The sequence below is a fragment of the Erwinia persicina genome, assembly GCF_014838825.1.
Taxonomy (GTDB): domain Bacteria; phylum Pseudomonadota; class Gammaproteobacteria; order Enterobacterales; family Enterobacteriaceae; genus Erwinia; species Erwinia persicina_A.
Map to the genome: position 1 here is coordinate 22,296 of NZ_JACYMO010000007.1, position 18,346 is coordinate 40,641.

The 18,346-nt window shown below is 53.6% G+C and carries 14 protein-coding genes and 2 pseudogenes; 4 read left to right on the top strand and 12 right to left on the bottom strand.

Going from position 1 to position 18,346, the window contains the following annotated elements:
- Positions 1-100: 100 nt before the first annotated feature.
- Both csm6 and IFU29_RS16310 read right to left on the bottom strand, forming a co-directional pair.
- Positions 101-1,228, bottom strand: a complete 1,128-nt coding sequence (gene csm6 / locus IFU29_RS16305; RefSeq protein WP_129639990.1) for a CRISPR-associated ring nuclease Csm6 — start codon at positions 1,226-1,228, stop codon at positions 101-103.
- Between the two features lie 713 nt (positions 1,229-1,941).
- The gene (locus IFU29_RS16310; protein ID WP_191934843.1) at positions 1,942-2,169 is read right to left on the bottom strand and encodes a hypothetical protein; all 228 of its coding nucleotides are present in this window, start codon (positions 2,167-2,169) and stop codon (positions 1,942-1,944) included.
- Positions 2,170-3,825: 1,656 nt separating this feature from the next.
- Between IFU29_RS16310 and IFU29_RS16315 the strand changes: the two genes are divergently transcribed.
- The gene (locus IFU29_RS16315) at positions 3,826-4,161 is read left to right on the top strand and encodes a hypothetical protein (RefSeq protein WP_191934844.1); all 336 of its coding nucleotides are present in this window, start codon (positions 3,826-3,828) and stop codon (positions 4,159-4,161) included.
- A 227-nt stretch (positions 4,162-4,388) separates the two neighbouring features.
- Complete coding sequence (locus IFU29_RS16320; RefSeq protein WP_191934845.1) at positions 4,389-5,015, top strand: hypothetical protein; 627 nt, start codon at positions 4,389-4,391, stop codon at positions 5,013-5,015.
- A gap of 49 nt (positions 5,016-5,064) precedes the next feature.
- Here IFU29_RS16320 and IFU29_RS16325 read toward each other — a convergent pair whose 3' ends face one another.
- Positions 5,065-7,374: an FdhF/YdeP family oxidoreductase gene (locus tag IFU29_RS16325; RefSeq protein WP_191934846.1), complete on the bottom strand. Its 2,310-nt coding sequence runs from the start codon at positions 7,372-7,374 to the stop codon at positions 5,065-5,067.
- A gap of 311 nt (positions 7,375-7,685) precedes the next feature.
- Positions 7,686-8,306: a TetR/AcrR family transcriptional regulator gene (locus tag IFU29_RS16330; protein ID WP_191934847.1), complete on the bottom strand. Its 621-nt coding sequence runs from the start codon at positions 8,304-8,306 to the stop codon at positions 7,686-7,688.
- Between the two features lie 251 nt (positions 8,307-8,557).
- Between IFU29_RS16330 and IFU29_RS16335 the strand changes: the two genes are divergently transcribed.
- Positions 8,558-9,685, top strand: a complete 1,128-nt coding sequence (locus IFU29_RS16335) for an MFS transporter (protein WP_191934946.1) — start codon at positions 8,558-8,560, stop codon at positions 9,683-9,685.
- Between the two features lie 222 nt (positions 9,686-9,907).
- On the opposite strand, the gene IFU29_RS16340 is transcribed toward IFU29_RS16335, so the two are convergent.
- The 5 genes and pseudogenes from IFU29_RS16340 to IFU29_RS22345 all read right to left on the bottom strand — a co-directional run.
- On the bottom strand, positions 9,908-11,254 hold the full coding sequence (locus IFU29_RS16340; protein WP_191934848.1) for a VasL domain-containing protein: 1,347 nt from the start codon (positions 11,252-11,254) through the stop codon (positions 9,908-9,910).
- 39 nt (positions 11,255-11,293) lie between these two features.
- On the bottom strand, positions 11,294-11,749 hold the full coding sequence (gene tssE, locus IFU29_RS16345; protein ID WP_191934849.1) for a type VI secretion system baseplate subunit TssE: 456 nt from the start codon (positions 11,747-11,749) through the stop codon (positions 11,294-11,296).
- A 100-nt stretch (positions 11,750-11,849) separates the two neighbouring features.
- Positions 11,850-12,017, bottom strand: a pseudogene (locus tag IFU29_RS16350) (type VI secretion system baseplate subunit TssF); the annotation flags it as partial.
- 198 nt (positions 12,018-12,215) lie between these two features.
- A complete protein-coding gene (locus IFU29_RS16355) occupies positions 12,216-12,914 on the bottom strand; it encodes a DUF3592 domain-containing protein (RefSeq protein WP_191934850.1) in 699 nt (232 codons plus the stop codon).
- A 307-nt stretch (positions 12,915-13,221) separates the two neighbouring features.
- Positions 13,222-13,305: pseudogene (locus IFU29_RS22345) on the bottom strand (type VI secretion system contractile sheath small subunit); the annotation flags it as partial.
- A 629-nt stretch (positions 13,306-13,934) separates the two neighbouring features.
- Between IFU29_RS22345 and IFU29_RS16360 the strand changes: the two are divergent.
- Positions 13,935-14,999 (top strand): mechanosensitive ion channel family protein, encoded by a 1,065-nt coding sequence (locus IFU29_RS16360; RefSeq protein ID WP_191934851.1) that lies wholly within the window; start codon positions 13,935-13,937, stop codon positions 14,997-14,999.
- 602 nt (positions 15,000-15,601) lie between these two features.
- On the opposite strand, the gene IFU29_RS16365 is transcribed toward IFU29_RS16360, so the two are convergent.
- From IFU29_RS16365 to IFU29_RS16375, 3 genes are all read right to left on the bottom strand, one after another.
- Entirely contained in the window at positions 15,602-16,096 is a 495-nt protein-coding gene (locus tag IFU29_RS16365; RefSeq protein ID WP_191934947.1) for a MarR family winged helix-turn-helix transcriptional regulator, read from the bottom strand.
- A 259-nt stretch (positions 16,097-16,355) separates the two neighbouring features.
- Positions 16,356-16,583: a hypothetical protein gene (locus IFU29_RS16370; protein WP_244633728.1), complete on the bottom strand. Its 228-nt coding sequence runs from the start codon at positions 16,581-16,583 to the stop codon at positions 16,356-16,358.
- A gap of 83 nt (positions 16,584-16,666) precedes the next feature.
- On the bottom strand, positions 16,667-18,211 hold the full coding sequence (locus IFU29_RS16375; RefSeq protein WP_191934853.1) for a methyl-accepting chemotaxis protein: 1,545 nt from the start codon (positions 18,209-18,211) through the stop codon (positions 16,667-16,669).
- Positions 18,212-18,346 lie beyond the last annotated feature (135 nt).

Here is an 18,346-nt window from a genome sequence, read left to right on the forward strand (position 1 = left end):
CACTTTACGGATCGGTGGGAGAGAAGAAAGCTTAATAAGCTTATGAACTTCACCCAGCGGAACGCGAAAGGTGTGCCGGACGCAGGGCACAAGGCATGAGTTAAGGTAATAGTGTCACTGCGACCGGATGGTTGAATAACGCCAGCGCATAACGATGCTGAGTTTTCTCGCTGTAAGCGCTGATTTCGATATTTCTTGCCGTTTGCGCGGGGAGTTGACTAGTAAGCTTTTGATTGATAGTCGACCGAACTGTCTGAATAAACTCTTTCTCCATACCGCGCAGCCTGACATTCCCCCCTGCGGAAAACACTTCGTAGCTGGTGTCAAAGGTATTGAAAACCCGAGGATCTTTCGCCAACACGGCATAAATTCGCAAAAAATCCCGGCTGTGCTGTTCCTGTTCGCTGAAGTCACGATCGACCACAATCCCCTGTTTACCCTTGCTGTGCAGCCAAAGGTAGAAGGCGAACTCCTTCGGCGTCAAAGTGATGTTATTTTCCTGAACTCCAATCGTCCGGCGGCTTTTATCCAGCCTGACAGAAAGCTCGCCGCGGTGGGTTTCGTTAATCAGTGCGACAATGTGGCTGAAAGAGTGACTGCTCATGGAATCAATCAGTGTCGGGGAAACGGATTCGCGCATCCGCACAAAAGGAATTTCCACTAATCTGACCTGCGCATTCTTCGTATCCACCTCGCGCTGTCCAAATTGACCCGCGACCCAGCGGGTGTCTTTGGTCGGATACCAGAAATCGCGCACAAATTCGTAAGGCTCATCGACAAAAACATGGCTGAGCGTATCCTGCGCGCGGCCAAGCAGAGACATCGCATAACCAAAATAGAACGTCATGGTTTTGCGTCCCCCAGCGAGAGAGGCGTGAATGGCGCAGTTAGCGTTCTGGGTCAGTCTGAAGACCTGACGGATGATAAAATCCGCGGCGGCTTCCTGCTCTTCCGGGGATTGGGTGTCCTCTAACTGCTGGCCGTATTTATCCTCAATGAGCCAGATATGCTGCTCATCGAAACAAAACTCCGGCAGTTGATACTCGTTTTTTAGCGCCTGAAGATGACCATCGCGAAATAAGCCGTTGACCAGCTTTTGCCGGGCAACACCGGTGGTGATGACAAACACTTCATCGGGGAAAGGTTTACCACTTTGATGGAGGGCATACAGCGTTTCGGTCAACACTTGCGGGCTGGCGCCAATCGTGGCGAGGAGAATATGCTTCATAACATGCCGTTGTCTGTTATCGTTCAGGAGCCTGGGCTGACGTTACTGGCAATCAGGACATCTTCACTCGGTTTATAATCGCCTTATGATAATGATCAACGAAGTGAAATAACAACTCATCTCACTTCTTTTTCTCAGAACATGACTCAGACACGGTTAACTTTCCTCATTTAGCACTCTCAGAATTACCGCGATAAATCGCAGGTAAAGGTTTTTTCTGGAAGATTTTGAACAGTTGCTCACTGAATATCTCTAGCGACTGGTCCGGTTAACGGACTATCCGTTCCCCGGAAAGCTCACGTACGGTCATAAATTCCAAGTTTTCTGTTGTTATCTGATTCTCTCTTTACTGCTTAATGACGTCATCAAAATTCATACTACTTGCACCAACCAAATAATTGTACAAGACGTCCTACCATGCATTGCAGAGTATCGGGGGACAGGAGGCAACTGACAAAATCGCAAAGAGTTTAGCTGCTGACTACTCACCAAACGTTCAATACACAGCCACCAGCTATATCTTTTAAACAAGTACCCCCATAAGTACGCAAGAGAGAAATTGGGGATTTTAACAAAGACAGAAGCTGTATAAGTAATTGATTTAAAGGGTTCGATAGTAGAAGTATAACCTTCAACCTTCGCAATACGAATGCGTGCTAAGTTTTAAATGAGTACAAAGATGAGTATTTATAAAAAAACTAATTAAATAAATTTTAAAAATCAATGGTATAAATAAATAATCGCAGTTCAACGTCTGACCCGTTCTTCTGACTGATGGGGTGAAAAAGCCCCTCATCAAGGCAGACAGCGACGATCAAACCCACGCCACGGCGTGGGTTTTTCATTTTCACACCCTTCTTCAGGCAACCGCTAAACGCGCCCCCCGTTGCTGCTGAAGCCCGCCGCACCATTTCATCTGTTCTGAGGCTGGCTTTAGCCACTCTCAGAGCAGATAACGGTCTTATCTGACCTGTCCCCAGGCGTTTGCTGATCCCTGTACACATCAAACCTGATGAACCGGGGCTCACAGGTGAGGCACGGTTTACCGGACCAGGTGGTATATCGCATTAATCGAGATTTAAGCTAAGAGCTCCACTGCCAGACCAGGAGCCAGCACCGACCCCAGAGAGTTCCGACCTGAGGACGACAGTATTGTTACCTTTGGATAAAGAGAGACGCGCGTTGAGCGGACCCGTGGAGGTTTTTATGCTCGCGTATCCTCCCCCAAGGGAAATACGGTCGTTGGCTGATGCCAGAGAGAGGCGGCCCGTCGCAGCCGCGTTACAATTGATATTCAGATCTGCGGACGCCAGACCTGGGGGATCGCCAGCGGTGACCACGCCATGGTTCAGTCGTACGGGTTGCGTTATGGTGCAAGATGTTGGTACTGACGTGTCGATCGGTATACATGATGACTCCCAGATGACGCGAATAAAACTACTATTGCCACCCGGTTGTTCGCGGATTTGTACAGTCGCGCAGACGGGTACGGCATTAAGGTAGAAGCTGTAATCCCGTGGAGTTAACGTCATGGCGAAAGGGCGTAAAGTTTGGCCATTAGTGGCCCCGGACTGTCTGCCTCCTAAGAAGTGTGGTTCAGAGCGCATACCGGAGGCACTGACACCCACAACAAAGATATCGCGATACACGAAGTCGGGTCTGGCCGGGATCCGGTAGTCAAGCTGCGAAGACGGGATGTCGACCAGCACCGCAGGGTCACTGCCAGACCAGGAGATCCCCCCCTGAGAAGCGGGAGGGGAATTGTACAGGGTCGGCCGCACACGGGGTAACGGATATACAGATAACGGGTATCACCAGGGATGCGATGAGTGCTTTCATATATCTACCAAAGTGCTGACTAAGGGCGGGCGCAGCGTAAGTCATCAGGTCAGCCTTCTTAACATCCCCTCTGCCCACAGATTCCATTGCAACGGAAGCCTCCTTTTAATACAGGAAATATATTTATTTTATTATAGAGAACGCGCTCTCTATAAGGTTAGAAACGCCTGTTTTCGGGGAGGACCCACATTATTAAATGACATATGACATTAAATCTTTTATTAAATAAACCTGTCATTTCATGGAGGCAATGTTAACACCACTTACTGACAATTGAGATATACATCTAAAAAATATGTTGCATAGAGATTAAAATCCTGTTTTTTATTTTTTCACGATTTACAATATCAATTCACCGTGATTTAAAAAAACCATTTCATCTCAACCGGATTAAAAACTGCCTGTTAACAGCTGTTAGACATTACCTTATTGAACTGCACCCTGTATGGGTAAAACTAACTGAAAGATGTGTCGAAAATCAGGTGTGCCTGCCAGAGCGAGGTATTATGTTCTTCGCTCAACGCCTTGCTGGCGGGGTTAACTTTATCGGTTTGTATGCGGTCGACTACATTTAATTTATCATCAATGGCCATATACGGGTCTTTTTTCTTGCCCCCATTCCCATGGCAGCATTAATTAAATGAAAATTCGAACAGTCTGCTCAGAGCATATTTTCCAAATGGGACAGCGGTGCCTTAAACTTTGAAAAACGGAGCGGGCGAGGAATCATCGCGTGATGCACAATGAGATGAAACCAGATGAACGGTGTCAGGGAGGGGATTATGGGTGCGGAGCGCGCGGTTGAGGGGGTTTATGCACGGCTGATGGGGGAAAACGCCATCCCGCTAAAAATTCGCGCCAGAAAAGGGGGAGCGGCGGCGGAAGTCAGCGAGCTGTTTTTGGCTATTGATGTCCTGATTGGTCATTACAGAAGACAGGATAGGATCCCGAAGAAACTGGCACTGGCCTTTGTCGATATCTTTGTAGGGTTCAGTGTTGCCGATGATTTTTATGATCAGGATGAGCTTGAGCGATATGAGAATATCGGCATCGCGCTTCAGGATAAGGCCGGTGCGTTATTCGACGGGGCCTGAGACGGACCGGCGGGCCTCTCTTCGGCCAGGCAACCTGCCGGACCGGGGTCGGTTTCACCGCAGGAGATCCCCCTGCCTGAGTAGCCGCTGACCTTTAACGGCGCCGGGGATGGCAACCGGACAGGCTCCGATAAAGGTTATTGAAATCGGGCGGGTTGTCATGCACGATTCGGTTGCAGCAGCGGGGGGTAAACAGTGCAGGTACAGGTTTGATACAGGGGTGAGTCATGAGCAGGGAACATCGGATTTATTTTGAAGAGGAGCTGCAAAACGAGCTCAAACGTATCGGGTGTCACGCGCTGGCCGTCACCGCCGTTAAGCGGGGCCTGAAATTTCGCTATGAAAAAAAGCTGGTGGCGGAGCTGTCTTTGCAGTACCTGGTCAAGGCGCACGCCTTTGTCCTGCTCGGGCATGTCTTTGGTGGCCCCCTGTTTGACAGCCTGTCCAAAATTGAAATGCCTTATAAAAGCAACCTGGGCAGTAATGCCTGCTTTTCATTTACCACTTCAGGACGGCAGGATAAAAAGTTCAGTCCCGATATTTACGGGGCGATCGCTGTGCCCCGCCCTGAACAAGCCAGTGAGGTGTCTGAGCACATCCGGCGCGTCCTTGAGGAGTACTATATCCCTTTAGTTGTCGGGTGCATCCTGCCTTCAGAACGAACGATTGAGGACGTACTGTATTCCCCGAGAGACTATGCTTATCCGGCTGCGTTTATTCACTGTGCTCGCAGCAGCAACCCCTCCTTATATCACGATGGTATAAAGGAAAAGTTGAGAACCAATAAGAAAATCATCAAAAACAAAGCTTTTGATTTTGCGCTTTTAGGTATTGATCCCCCTCAGCGGTGTTAATGCCGCTTACGCGGCATGAAGAGGGACACCTGCCCGCGTCAGGCTCGGTTCAGGCAGACGCGGGGGCCAGTGGGGTGGCGATGTCACGTGACCGCAGCGTGATGCGTACCGGAGCCGATTTGTAAGACGGCGTGCCGCTTTCCCTGTCGATGTAATCAAGAGGGATCAGCACGTTTGCTTCGGGGTAATAGGCCCCGATCGATCCCCTGGCGATGGCATAGCGGATCACCGTCATGCCTTCCAGCCGCATGCTGTAGCCCTTCACTGCTGACTCCAGGTCTACCACATCGCCGTGTTCCAGCCCCAGACGCTCAAGATCATCGTCGCACATAAACAGCACATCACGGCGGCCAAACACCCCGCGATAGCGATCGTCCAGGGCATAGATGGTCGTATTGTACTGGTCGTGGCTGCGCAGCGTGATGAGACGCAGGACGTTGTCACCCGGCACGGACAGGTCCTCATGGGTGCCCTGATAAACCGAAAACATCGCTTTACCGCTCGCGGTCGGCCAGATGCGATCCCGGGGCGGCAGCGGCATCTGGAAGCCACCGGGTTCCCGTATACGGGCGTTGTAATCCTCAAAGCCGGGAATGGTTTTTTCAATCAGATCGCGGATAAGACTGTAATCGGCAATCAGCGCATCCCATGCCACTTTCGTGCCCGGCAGCGCCGCTTTAGCCATCCCGGCGACAATGGCCGGTTCCGACCGCAGCAGCGGCGAGGCTGGCTTCAGCTTGCCAGAAGACGCATGCACCATAGACATGGAGTCTTCGACGGTGACGGACTGGCGGGTGCCGTCCTGCTCATCAAGTTCGGTGCGCCCGAGACAGGGCAGCAGCAGGGTCTCTTTCCCGGTCAAAAGGTGCGTGCGGTTCAGCTTGGTGCCGATGTGGACGCTGAGTTCAAGCTCACGCATCGCCGGAAAGCTCACTCCGGAATCGGGCAGCGCCACCGCAAAATTGCCGCCGAGGCAAATTAGCGCTTTCGACCGCCGATCCACGATGGCCTTCATCGCCTGCACCGCATCGTGACCGTGATGCGACGGGGGCGTAAACCCGAACACTTTCTCAAGCTTACTGAGAAAATCAGCAGACGGCTTCTCCGTGATCCCCACCGTGCGGTTACCCTGCACGTTGGAGTGACCGCGCAGTGGACAAACCCCGGCGCCGGGCTTGCCCATGTTGCCGCGTAACAGCAGCAGATTAACCAGCAGACGCACGTTGTCGGTGCCACGGTTGTGCTGAGTGATGCCCATACCGTAGGTCAGGATGGTGGCATTCGACTTCACGTAAGCCTGGGCCACCTGACTAAGCTGCGCCTGCGTCAGGCCCGACTCAAGCTCCACCGAATCCCAGGACGTGGCGTCGATGTCGGCCGCAAACTGCGCAAAACCGTCGGTGTGTTCGCGGATAAAGGCATGGTCCAGCGCCGTGCCGGTCGCGGCCTCAATCGCCAGTACCGCTTTGGCAATGCCCTTCAGCGCGGCCGAGTCACCTCCGGCGCGAACCAGATAGTACGTGGAGGCGATATCGGTTGAGCTGTTGGTGGCCATCTCCATGACATTCTGCGGATCGGCAAAGCGCTCCAGCGCGCGTTCACGCATCGGGTTGAAGACGATGATGGGGACGCCACGGCGTGCCAGCTCGTGCAGCGTCCCCATCATGCGCGGATGATTGGTCCCCGGATTGTGTCCAAAGGAGAGGATCAACTCTGCGCTGTCGAAGTCATCCAGGGAAACCGTGCCCTTGCCGATACCAATCGACTGAGGCAGGCCAACGCTGGTGGCTTCATGGCACATGTTTGAGCAGTCCGGGAAATTGTTTGTGCCGTACTCGCGGGCAAACAGCTGAAACAGATAAGCCGCCTCATTTGACGCCCTTCCGGAGGTGTAAAACTCCACCTCGTCCGGCTGCAGCGCCGCCAGTTTTTCAGCGATAATCGTGAAGGCCTCATCCCAGCTGAGCGCGTTAAAGGTATCTGAGTCGCGGTTATAGCGCAGCGGCGTGGTCAATCTGCCGTACCCTTCCAGCTCAAAGTCTGTCCGTGCCAGCAGCGATGTCACGGTATTGTCGGCTAAAAAGGCGGGCGTAACGCGTTTAGTGGTGGCTTCCCACGTCACGGCTTTAGCGCCATTTTCACAGAACTGGAAGGTGGATTGATGATCCTTATCCGGCCAGGCGCAGCCGGGGCAGTCAAAACCGTCAGGCTGATTGGTGCGCATCAGCGTGGACGGCGCTTTCAGGGTATCCATCTGATTTTTTACGGCAATGGCCGTCGCTTTCAGGGCTCCCCAGCCGCCTGCCGGGCCATCGTAGGGATGCACGCCTGGCACGGTACGGTGTGTTTTTTTGCTCATGACGACTCCGGGCTCACATAAAAGGAATCAACAGCGCTGCCACGCCTGCGGGGGTGGTGGCCTGAGTAAGGCTTATTCTGATGTTGATTGTGTCAGTTAAAAGTAGCAAAAAAAAACCGATGGCCGCCTCCGGTTAGCAACTGGTTACGTTTTTCTTTCTTTTGCTTGAGGGTTAGACGCTGGAAAGCGCGGCGGGTTGTCCGGGCGTTGAAGCCGGTGATGTGGGGAAGGTCTGTGCATCCGTCGAAGGGGGCGATTCTCAGGGCTGCCGCTGCCCTGTGCCAAAACGGGCCGCTTCACCTCAGATTCTGTTAATTAACAGTAAGCAGCGCTGCTGCATCCCAGGCTTTCATGGCAGACGATACCGCAGCATCAAGCTCTTCGCCCGGAGTCCCGTCGCGCGCTTCTGTTGAGAGTCCGGTTTCAAAACTGTGCAGAAAGGTGGCCAGCGCCCGTGCGTCAGTGGTCGCAGCCAGTTCACCCGCCTCTTTTGCTCTCATCACACAGCGCAGAAATCCCTCTCTTGTGCGTGCGCGTCGGGCTGTCAGCAGCTGGCGGATGTGCTCGTTCCCGGGCGAACAGGTGTTAACGGATAAGGCGATAAGGCAACCGCTGGGGTGCCCCGGTTCTGTCTGCATTTTTGCTGAACGACGCAGCGCACGTTCCGCAGCCTCACGCGGGCCGAGCGTGTCGTCCCACAGGCAGTCGTTAACCTGGCCAAAGGTCGACATATAGCATTCGATAACCTCTTCAAACAGCGCCTCTTTAGAGCCAAACGCCGCGTAGAAGCTGGGTGCGGTGATGCCGTTGCCAAGGTTCGCCTTGAGCAGGGCAAGCGAGGTGGACTCGAAGCCATGCTGCCAGAAAAGGTACATTGCCTGACGAATTGCCTCGTCCCGGTCGAATGAACGTGGTCGTCCCATCTGCGCCATATTGGTTCCTGATTATGCCAGTGACACATAAATACTAATCGATACAGATATGCTTGACAACCTTCGGGCTGACCTATAGCGTCTGACATATATACCATTCAGTATATATGTCATGACAGAAACGCACTGTCTGAACTGTTTCCGCTATTTATTAGACACCTCAATAAGGACTCACCGTGCACGCAGAGACAAACTTACGTGAAACCCCATCGCAGCAGCAGCTGCCTCTGGCCGCCCTACTGGCATTTGCCATGACGGGCTTTATTGCCATCCTGACTGAAACCCTCCCGGCGGGCCTGCTGCCGGAAATTGGCGAGGGGCTTGGCGTGTCACAGGTGATGGCGGGCCAGCTGGTGAGTCTCTACGCACTGGGTTCACTGCTGGCGGCGATCCCGCTGACGGTGCTTACCCGTGGATGGCGGCGTAAAAAAGTCCTGTTGCTGGCTGTCGGTACCTTCCTGATTTTCAATACCATTACCACCGTTTCAACCAGCTACTGGCTGACGCTGACGGCACGGTTTATGTCCGGCGTGGCTGCCGGACTGGCATGGGGGATCCTGGCCGGTTATGCGCGCCGCCTTGTGCCTGCTGATTTACAGGGCCGTGCGCTGGCCATTGCTATGGTAGGCATACCGGTTGCCCTGTCGCTGGGAACGCCGGCGGGAGCGTGGCTGGGCGGCATGATGGGATGGAGAGTACCGTTTGGGCTGATGGCCGCACTGGCAGTGATTTTGTTTATCTGGACACTGGTTGCGGTTCCTGACCTGCCCGGGCAGCCGGCGGAGCGCCGCCTGCCCGTGTGGCAGGTCTTTCTGCTACCTGGCGTCCGTCAGATTCTGGCGGTGATCTTTCTCTGGATGACGGCACACAATATTATTTATACGTTTATCGGACCGTTCCTGGCACTGTCGGGGCTGACCGCACTCGTCGGACTCATCCTGCTGGTCTTCGGGCTTGCGGCCCTTGTTGGCATCGGAATAACCGGAACGCTGGTTGATCGCCACCTGCGCCCTCTTGTGCTGTTCAGCCTTGCGGCGATGGCTGCGGTAGCTCTGGTGCTGGCGGTGGGTATGCGGGAGCCGATCGTGGTATTTCTGGCGGTTATCGTGTGGGGAGGATCATTTGGCGGCGCGTCAACCCAGATGCAGACGGCAGCGGCCGATGCGGCCGACAGACATGTCGATGTCGTTCAGGCGATGGTGACCACCGCATGGAATCTGGCTATCGCCAGCGGCGGCGTTGCCGGCGGCCTGCTTCTTAATCAGGCGGGTGCGGTGTCATTTCCCTGGGCGATCCTGGCCTTGATGTCTGTCGCGTTTGTTATTGCTTATTTCGGTAAAAAACAGGCTTTCAGGCCCGGTGCAAGAAACGGGACCTGAATCGGTAAGACTCCCGCCCTTGCCGACCTGCTGCGGTCAGAACGTCTTTGCTGTTGACGCAGCCAGCCTCCGTGTTAGCAGGCATACCGGAGGTGGCCTGCTGAAAACCGCGCCCCGTCCGGCTCTTTCATTCCCCGCTGACAAAACGACATTCCCGCTCTCTTACCGCGAGGAGAACGGGGAACACTTTCAGACGACCGGCGGCAACAGGGAGTCCTGATGCTAGGGCATTCCCTCCGTTGCACCCGGCGACTCAGCCGCCTGCTTTAGCAAAAAATACCGCTTCTGTAACTGATCCAGCGCCATTTCCGCCTGCCGCCGTTCTGTTTCTGACGGGCGGGCCGCATACAGACGCAATCGTTCTTCAGCCGGAAGCGAACGGTTAAACGCCTGCGTGGCATCATACATCACCGACTTCAGTTCGCTGACCGTGATATATTTTCCGCGCTGTCCGTCGAGGGCGTTGAGCCTGGCGGTCAGTTGCTGCAGCTGCGCCATCCCCTGCTGCCAGCCCGACATCACCTCTGGCGGTAACGCCCCTGCCCCGACCTGCTGTTGCCACGCGGCAGCCATTTTTTCCGTGGTGGCATTCGGCGGGCTTAGCGCCTTTGCCTGATGCACCAGACGCTGTCCATAATCAAGCGCCCAGTCCGGCGCAAGCCCGCTGAGGCGCGTCAGCTGTTGCTGCGTGCGTGGCATAAGGTTGTCCGGCGGCATAGTCTTCATCTGCAGACGGTTTAGCTGCTCTTCTGACAGCGGCGATGCCGGCGGCGACAGTGAGGCGTAAAGCTGGGTTAACAGCGCATCCGGACGGTGCAGGGTAAGCCAGGCCCACCGGGCGGCGCTGCCGACCACCAGCGTAACCACCACCCCGGCGACAAACGGTTTCCAGCGGCTTGCCTTCGCGGGCACCGCCGTTCCCCCCTCCGGGGCGGGCTGAGACTGCGCCACATACACCCATTGCGCTCCGCCCACCCGGCCCCCCCCCGTCACGGGCGGCACTGCAGCCGGTAACACTGCTGCTGAAGGAGTCACCGCAGGCGTATCGCTGTTTTCCAGCCGTACCGCGCTGGTGTGCATCAGCGTGGCCAGCGCGTCAAACTGGCTCAGATGTTTTAACTCCAGGCGCTGCAGGCTGGCGTTAAGACGGCCAAGCTGCTGCTCTGCGTGATAAAGCTGGCTGAGGTCGCTGTAGCTGAGCGGCAGCGTGCGCATCATCTGCTGCAGGCGACGGCTCAGTCCACTGAGGATCTCGACCCGGGCATGGGCCTGCCGGGGCCACAGGCTGCCCCACTGGTGGCTGATTAGCGCCTCAAGGATCGACACGCCCTCGTTCAGCCCCGCCAGCCCGCCCAGCTGAGTGCGGGCCAGCGTGTACCAGGCGGCGGTTTGCAGCTCCACGCCGTTTTGTTCAAACAGAGTAAGGCTGAGTTTTTCAACAAGATGCCAGTTCACGTCCGGTCGTGCCGGATGCGTCAGTTTGCCCAGTTCATCGCGCAGTGCGGCATAGTCCGGCAGCGTACGCGGATCGCCGCCGGTCTTCAGGTAACGTTCAGATAAAAGTGTCATAAGCGGCTTCAGATTGTCATCGGAAAAAAGCGGCGTCTGCTAAAGAGCAGCGCGCGGGTCCAGGTACTGCTGCTGTTTCATATGGCGGATGAGGACTTTGCCCTCGGGCATAAACCCGGTGCCGTAGCGCACCAGCCCGATGCCGTTCAGTTCAGCATCGATGGCATAGCTCAGCTCACCCGGCACGGTCTGTTCCAGCATCACGACACTGATGCTTTTCAGCCGTGGCTCAAAGCGCAGCAGCACCGACGACAGCGTGGTCATCAGCTGATGCGCGGTGCCGGGCATCCCCTGCAGAATTTTCGTCATATCCGGCAGGCCGTAGTCGGGCAGATGCGCGAGGGAACCCGCGCGGCAGTTGAGGATGCGCTGCATATTGTCCAGCACCGAGAGGATCACCTGGTTTTCCTCGCTGACGTTATGCAGCTCCAGCCCGCCGCTGAAGTTACCGTAGAGAATTTCATACAGCGAGGGGGCGTTATGGGAATGGGGCATTACTTATCCTTAAGTGGTTGCATCGTGATTGTCTGCTGGTTCAGCTCAATCTGGCGGGCTTTGCCCGGGCCTGGGACGTCGCGACGCAGTACCAGACCGTTGAGAAGGCAAAGCCCTCAAACAGCCTTTCGACGAACGGATCCGGGGTTCCGGCTTTATCCAGGTCCAGCATCGCCGCCCGGTCGGGGTGCGCGCGGGCAAATTCTTTTGCCGCATCACGCAGGTAGCGCATTTCAGCGTCGAAATAGCGCAGGCTTAAATCGTCCATTGGTAAACCGTCCTTGCTGATCTCATTCTGTTGACCTGGGGTCAGATTTTTAATCTCTCTTGCCGTTCGCACAGCAGCCTGATGGGCCAGCAGGCCGCTGTTGCAAAGCATGACTGGCTTTCTGCGACGCGAGGATGTCACCGGATAACATCCATCTCTGAGAGAATCATCGCCCGCGCCAGTCGCCCTGCATATTCCTTACGCTTTTTTGGGAAATGAAGAGGTATCGACGTAATATTTCTTAAAATTTCCGTGATCAATATAAACTCTTATTTTATCTTCCTTGATATACGATGACGGATCGTAATAAAAGTTATCACTATTGAACACGTATACAGTATTACTCAACGGGTCAAGCCACTGGCAAACAATTATCCACGGAGAACGGCCGTTAAACTGGATCGTCTCATTCAGTGCCACACCAACGATTTCAGCGTCAACGGGACGGCCGTTATGAACCAGTTTGGCATAACGACTGCCTCTGCCTGTCACTCTGATGCCGATAAAGCTTATAAACAAAATAACAGCGGATACACCGCCAAACACCATTGAAGGAAGGTACAGCCGGGCCTTATCGTCAACTTTAGCGGTTTCAGGACGATCGCTGAGATAGAGGATATCTATGCCATCACTAAATGCGTTGCGATAAGAATTGCTGTTGGACGAGGATTCAAATACGTTAGTTTTCCCTTTATTATCAACAAAGGTCACTTCCGTATACCACTTGCCTGATGAAGCGTTGTCGCTGCGGCTAAAGCGCAGGTCGGTCACTTTCCCCTGAGTATGGATAGCGTTTGCCTGAAACTGATAAGCGTCAAAAGCAAGGTAACCACTGACCCCCGCCAAAATAAGTCCCAGCAGCAGCATAATGCGAAAGATCAGTTTCATTTTACTCATGTTGTTCTCTTTTATTTTTTTAAAAATTCAACAATAGCGCGTACAGTTGAATGAGCTGTTCTTATTTCATTTTTCATCTCACCCTTCACCCCAGCAAACTTCCTTGTGCGGAAATCTTACCCCAGAACGGTTCTGCAGAACAGTTCTGCTATCGGGGAGTCATGGCCAGGATGAATGACAGCTGGCATTTTATACCTTATGAGACATCTCTGATAAAAGCAGGCAGGTTAATATTTTTTCGGAAAGCGCAGTGATATTTAAATGATATTTTTGGAAATTTATCCAGCTGCCGGCGAAGTTGGCAAAACTTTTTCTGCGCCCCGCAGGCGTGCAGATCCAGCCGGATATTAACGCGCGCTTTTGGGATCTCATTCTGATAAGAGTTGCTCATTTTCTTTCCTGTAAAAATGGACACAGAAAGCAGGCGTTACGCACACTTTCCTTGTGTGTACAGGCGGGACTATATAGCAGTCTGTTTAATGTGAGCAATATGAAACGGTGCGCAATACGATCTGATTTATATAGGAATTTTCTTGAAATTTAATTTAAGTTACTGAAAGAAAGGGTTAACCTTTCTCCTCAATACGGTGAAAAAATGCCATCCCCTTTGCTGAATTTCAGGAATAAGGACGATTTTCAGGGTGTTTAATCACGCCGGATTAACTGTTTCATTAGATGGCATTTATGAAAGAGGATACTCATCACACGCGCTGTGATAACGCTATCGTGTTACTCTGTCTTGCGCAGGCGCAGGTGGCAGAGCGAGTTACGTACGCAAAGCCTGTCGGCGAGTAAAAAATTAACTCCTTTACATTTCAACCAGTTGCAATAGCAGCCAGCTGAAATCCGATCTCTTTTCGCGCTTTTTTGCTGTTAAGAAAGTCAGATCAGCAAATTTTTCATAAACTCATCTGCGTTAACCATTTGATCCGCTGACCACGAAGAAGACAGCGGTAACTGATTTTTTTACTGAACTGGCAACGCAAACGTTGGTTGTTGGCTGAAAAAAAGGGAAAAAGCATGCTAATGATATTCGGTGAGTTCTCTGGTGCGCCATCCTGGGTGCCTGCGGTATTGCTCGTCACGCTCTCATTTGCATTGGGTTTCCTGGCCCGATTTATATTACTCAGGTTCATCCGCTACTGGCAGAGTCGTGACAGAAAGTTGTTCAAATCTCTTGAAAAGCATCTGCGTGGCTCCCTGTTTCTTTTCATACCCTTACTGCTTATTAATGTAGGGATTAATTACATTGATATTCACCCGGGCTCCCTCTCGCTTATCACCACCGTGATCAACATCTTTATTATCTTATCATTCTGCTCTGTGTTAATCCGGCTGACCAATGTGGCGCAGGATATGCTGTTTATACGCTATGATATTAATCTTTCGAATAATCTTCGGGCGCGTAAAATCCGTACGCAGATCATGTACGTAAAAAAGGTTGCTATCGTACTGCTGGTTCTGTTCTGCCTTTCCCTGATTCTGCTCAGTATCCCCGGGGTACGAAAATTTGGTACCACCATCCTGGCCGGTGCCGGGGTTGCCGGGATCATCATTGGTTTTGCTCTGCAGAAGTCGTTGGTTAACCTGTTTGCCGGCATTCAGATAGCCTTTACGCAACCGATAAAAATTGATGATGCGGTAGTGGTTGAAAATGAATGGGGCTGGATTGAGGAGATAAACCTGACGTATGTTGTTGTGCGTATCTGGGACCTGCGCCGGCTGGTTCTGCCTATAACCTACTTTACAGAAAATGCCTTCCAGAACTGGACGCGCAATAACGCACAAATATTAGGTTCGGTTTTTCTTTACCTGGATTATTCCATGCCGCTGGATCCCCTGCGTAAGCATTTCGAAAAAATCCTCAGTGAAACAAAACTCTGGGATCAGCAGACTCAGGTACTCCAGGTCACCGATACCACGGACAAAACCATGACGATCAGATTATTGATGACGGCACAGAACTCCCCTACGGCCTGGGATTTACGCTGCCACGTGCGGGAAAAAATGATTGAGTTTATTCAGCAAAATTATCCGCAGAGTCTGCCTCACGTCAGGGCAACACTGACCGGGCCCGGTGTGTGATGGGCGATCACAGACGTGATTCATCACTGGGGTTGGAGACTGACTAAAGACAGCGGATCGAAAAGTTATCACGCCTCATCCGGCAAGGCCCCCCCTGGCCCCGCGCTACCTGCTCCCTTTGTTAACAGCAAAGGTCAGCGATACTGGCGCTGACCGAATGGCCGGACTGGGGGTAACTGCTGTTACTGTATAGGAGGCGGGCTCAGGGCGAATCTTACGCAGCGTCACGTCAGCTCAGTCGGTGATGCCGGAGAGTTCACCCGGGACGGGAAAGGGCTAAGGAAGGCTCACGGTTTCTTAAGCCTGTCAGAAATGAGGCGTTCCGCTGCTGCACAGGTTTGCTTCATTCCATCAACAGATTCACTCTCACGCTGGTTCAGGGCCGCCACCAGAGTGTCAGAGTCTAATGGCTGACCCGACTTCAGCAGAGATGAAACGGTACGCCCTATCACCGCATGGATCCTGTCCATTTTTAACTTATCATCAGCGTTCAATCAGCATTCCTCAACCTGCTTATCTGACAGGCAATCGCAGCCTGAAGTCACTTCTGTCCTGACGGTATCGGTTCTCAACGTGCAGGATGCTGGAAGAGAGTGTGATGATCATTCCAGAGCATGGGTCAGTTTCTTGCGCAGCGCTGTAATCCGTACAGTCAGGTCAGACAACTCTTCATACGGCGTGTCCATTACCGAGACCATATCTGCAGGCACACCGGCCGCTTTAACCCTGAGCTGGTGTCCCTGCTCCGTTAGCGAAATAAGTACCCTGCGCTCATCGCCACCCAGGTCACGTTTCCTGGCGATCAAGCCGGAGACTTCAAGTCTCTTCAGCAGCTGACTGAGCGTACCGGAATCCAGGCAAACGCGAGCGCCAATGTCAGACACCGTGACATTGTCCGTTTGCCAGAGTGCCAGCAAAACCAGATATTGCGGGTACGTCAGGCCGATAGGCTTCAGTCGCGACTGATAGAGTTTGGTCATGGCCAGTGAGGCAGAATAAAGCGCAAAACAGAGAAATTGATCGACCGTCACCGGTGCATCTGTAATGGCAGAAGCCTCATCCGCGTCATCTGTTTCATGGTTAACATCGTTACACATTGAGGATCCAAATCTGATGGCGAACGGGGTGCCTTTCTGCTGCACATCGTGGCGGGCTGACACAGCAGGATGGCCCCTGCTCTTCCCGGCCCCGGTCCGAAAAAGGCATCATGACGAGAGCCGCAGGCTTCGCCCTTGCATAAGCCTGCGAAGTATTGAATCAAGTCTAATTGATGTCAATCTAATTTATCAGAACACGTCCCTGTTTTCTGACAAATCAGTGAGGGTGAGAACGAGGGAATATGACCTCCGGGCTGAATCACTTGCTCTGCTTTGCCGCGCAGCGCAGGACGTTATTCATGACCTCGATAATACGTCCTACTGCCATCAGGTCAGCCGCCAGCAACACATCGGTGCGCACCACGACATCCATCAGTTCAGCGTCATTCATGTGATGCTGAATACCGGTGTAGAGACGCATCAGATGCACCCAGTTGTTTGCAAAGGTGTCCAGGCTCAGATACTCCCCTTCACTAAGCTGCTTCATCAGAAAATTCACGTCACTTTTGAGCGCACAGATACGTGAGAGAAGATCTTCTGACGAGGACGATGCCGGCATTTCTGCAGGCCTCATACGCGAAATGTTTCCACCATGCCGCGTAGCGTATGGGCCTGTGCGGACAGAGATTGCGATGCGGTGGATGATTCCTCAACCAGGGCCGCGTTGCTCTGTGTGACGCCATCCATCTGGCTCACCGCAACGCTGACCTGCGAGATCCCCTGCATCTGCTCACCCGAGGAGAGTGAGATGTTGTCCATCGCGTCCGCCAGTTCGCTTACCATGCCTACTATTTTCAGAATACTGTCTCCGGTGCCGGTAGCCACTGTCACGCCGTTTTCTACCTGGCTCACCGCCTGTTCAATCAGGGCTTTAATATCGCGCGCCGCGTTAGCGCTGCGCTGTGCCAGCGTTCTTACCTCACCGGCGACGACGGCAAATCCCCGCCCCTCTTCCCCTGCGCGGGCGGCTTCAACGGCAGCGTTCAGCGCCAGAATGTTGGTCTGAAAGGCAATGCTCTCAATCACGCCCGTGATGTCGCGAACCTTCGTCGCACTGAGAGATATATCGTTCATCGTCTGCGACATGCGCTGTACGTCTTTCTCACCGGTACGGGCCAGCGTCGCCGTGGTCCGGGCCGTATCCGCCGTCTGCTGCGCACCCGCCGCATTACTTTTCACCGTCGCGCTAAGCTGTTCAATGCTGGCGGCCGTTTCCTGCAGCGCCGCAGCCTGCTGCTCGGTCCGCGAGGACAGTTCGGTATTGCCCTGCGATATTTCGTCTGCCGCCATAGCAACGGACACCGAGGAATCCCTGATATCAGAGACCAGGCTACGCAGGCTGCCCTGCATGGTGGCCAGCGATGCCAGCAGGCTGCCCCTGTCGTGTCGCCGCAATGTGACCGGATAAGTGAGATCGCCGCCAGCAATAGCCGCAGCCAGTGCCTGTGCCTGAGCCGGTTCACCGCCCAGCTGGCGCATAAGTATGCGTACCGTCAGATAACAGGTCGCCGCCGCCAGCAGGACGGACAATGCAGTAATAGCCATCAAAAGAGAGGCGGTACGTGAAGAACGGGCGCTGTTTTCAGCCACCGTATCGCGGCTCAGCTGCTTTTGTACGTCGGTCAGTTGATTCAGTGCTTCCAGCAGTTCTTTCTGCGCGGGGCGAGCCGTGATCAGCAGGTATGCCGTGGCGTCGTTTTTACGGTTTTCCAGCCCCATTTTGCCTGCCGTCATCAGGGTAGAAAGTGCCGCAGACTCTGCGGATAACGTCCGCCCCAATGCTGCCTTCCCGCGGGCAGAGACATGGGATGACATACTGTTTTCCAACGCTTCACGTGTCTGAATATAAGCATCACGCTGTTTAACCAGGCGCTGCCACTCCGGCTGCATCTGCTGCGGGTCCGTTATCAGAGCCAGGTTGCGTACGGCAATGGCCATATCGCGCGCACTCCCCCGCATATCCAGCACCAGCGCGAAACGCTTCATCTTCACATCAACGGTATCATTCATGCCATCACGGGCATGCCAGAGCGCGTTAATAGCAATACTGGTGCACATTATAAAAAGCAAAATAATCAGGCCAAAGCCTGCAGTCAGTCGCGTTGCAATTTTCATCAATCTTCTCAGGACAGTTAACGTAGTGACCCTGTATCGGCAGCAACAGCGTACAACATAAGGGTTGAGCAAAATTAAATTGAACACAATCTATCTTTCACAAATCACTGCCCCCCCGGGTGGGGGAATGCCTGA

Excerpts from the sequence above, each read along its gene's own strand:
- csm6 (WP_129639990.1), bottom strand. The coding sequence starts at position 1,228 with ATGAAGCATATTCTCCTCGCCACGATTGGCGCCAGCCCGCAAGTGTTG.
- IFU29_RS16315 (WP_191934844.1), top strand. The coding sequence starts at position 3,826 with ATGAACGGTGTCAGGGAGGGGATTATGGGTGCGGAGCGCGCGGTTGAG.
- IFU29_RS16320 (WP_191934845.1), top strand. The coding sequence starts at position 4,389 with ATGAGCAGGGAACATCGGATTTATTTTGAAGAGGAGCTGCAAAACGAG.
- IFU29_RS16325 (WP_191934846.1), bottom strand. The coding sequence starts at position 7,374 with ATGAGCAAAAAAACACACCGTACCGTGCCAGGCGTGCATCCCTACGAT.
- IFU29_RS16330 (WP_191934847.1), bottom strand. The coding sequence starts at position 8,306 with ATGGCGCAGATGGGACGACCACGTTCATTCGACCGGGACGAGGCAATT.
- IFU29_RS16335 (WP_191934946.1), top strand. The coding sequence starts at position 8,558 with ATGACGGGCTTTATTGCCATCCTGACTGAAACCCTCCCGGCGGGCCTG.
- IFU29_RS16340 (WP_191934848.1), bottom strand. The coding sequence starts at position 11,254 with ATGACACTTTTATCTGAACGTTACCTGAAGACCGGCGGCGATCCGCGT.
- tssE (WP_191934849.1), bottom strand. The coding sequence starts at position 11,749 with ATGCCCCATTCCCATAACGCCCCCTCGCTGTATGAAATTCTCTACGGT.
- IFU29_RS16355 (WP_191934850.1), bottom strand. The coding sequence starts at position 12,914 with ATGAGTAAAATGAAACTGATCTTTCGCATTATGCTGCTGCTGGGACTT.
- IFU29_RS16360 (WP_191934851.1), top strand. The coding sequence starts at position 13,935 with ATGCTAATGATATTCGGTGAGTTCTCTGGTGCGCCATCCTGGGTGCCT.
- IFU29_RS16365 (WP_191934947.1), bottom strand. The coding sequence starts at position 16,096 with ATGTGTAACGATGTTAACCATGAAACAGATGACGCGGATGAGGCTTCT.
- IFU29_RS16370 (WP_244633728.1), bottom strand. The coding sequence starts at position 16,583 with ATGAAGCAGCTTAGTGAAGGGGAGTATCTGAGCCTGGACACCTTTGCA.
- IFU29_RS16375 (WP_191934853.1), bottom strand. The coding sequence starts at position 18,211 with ATGAAAATTGCAACGCGACTGACTGCAGGCTTTGGCCTGATTATTTTG.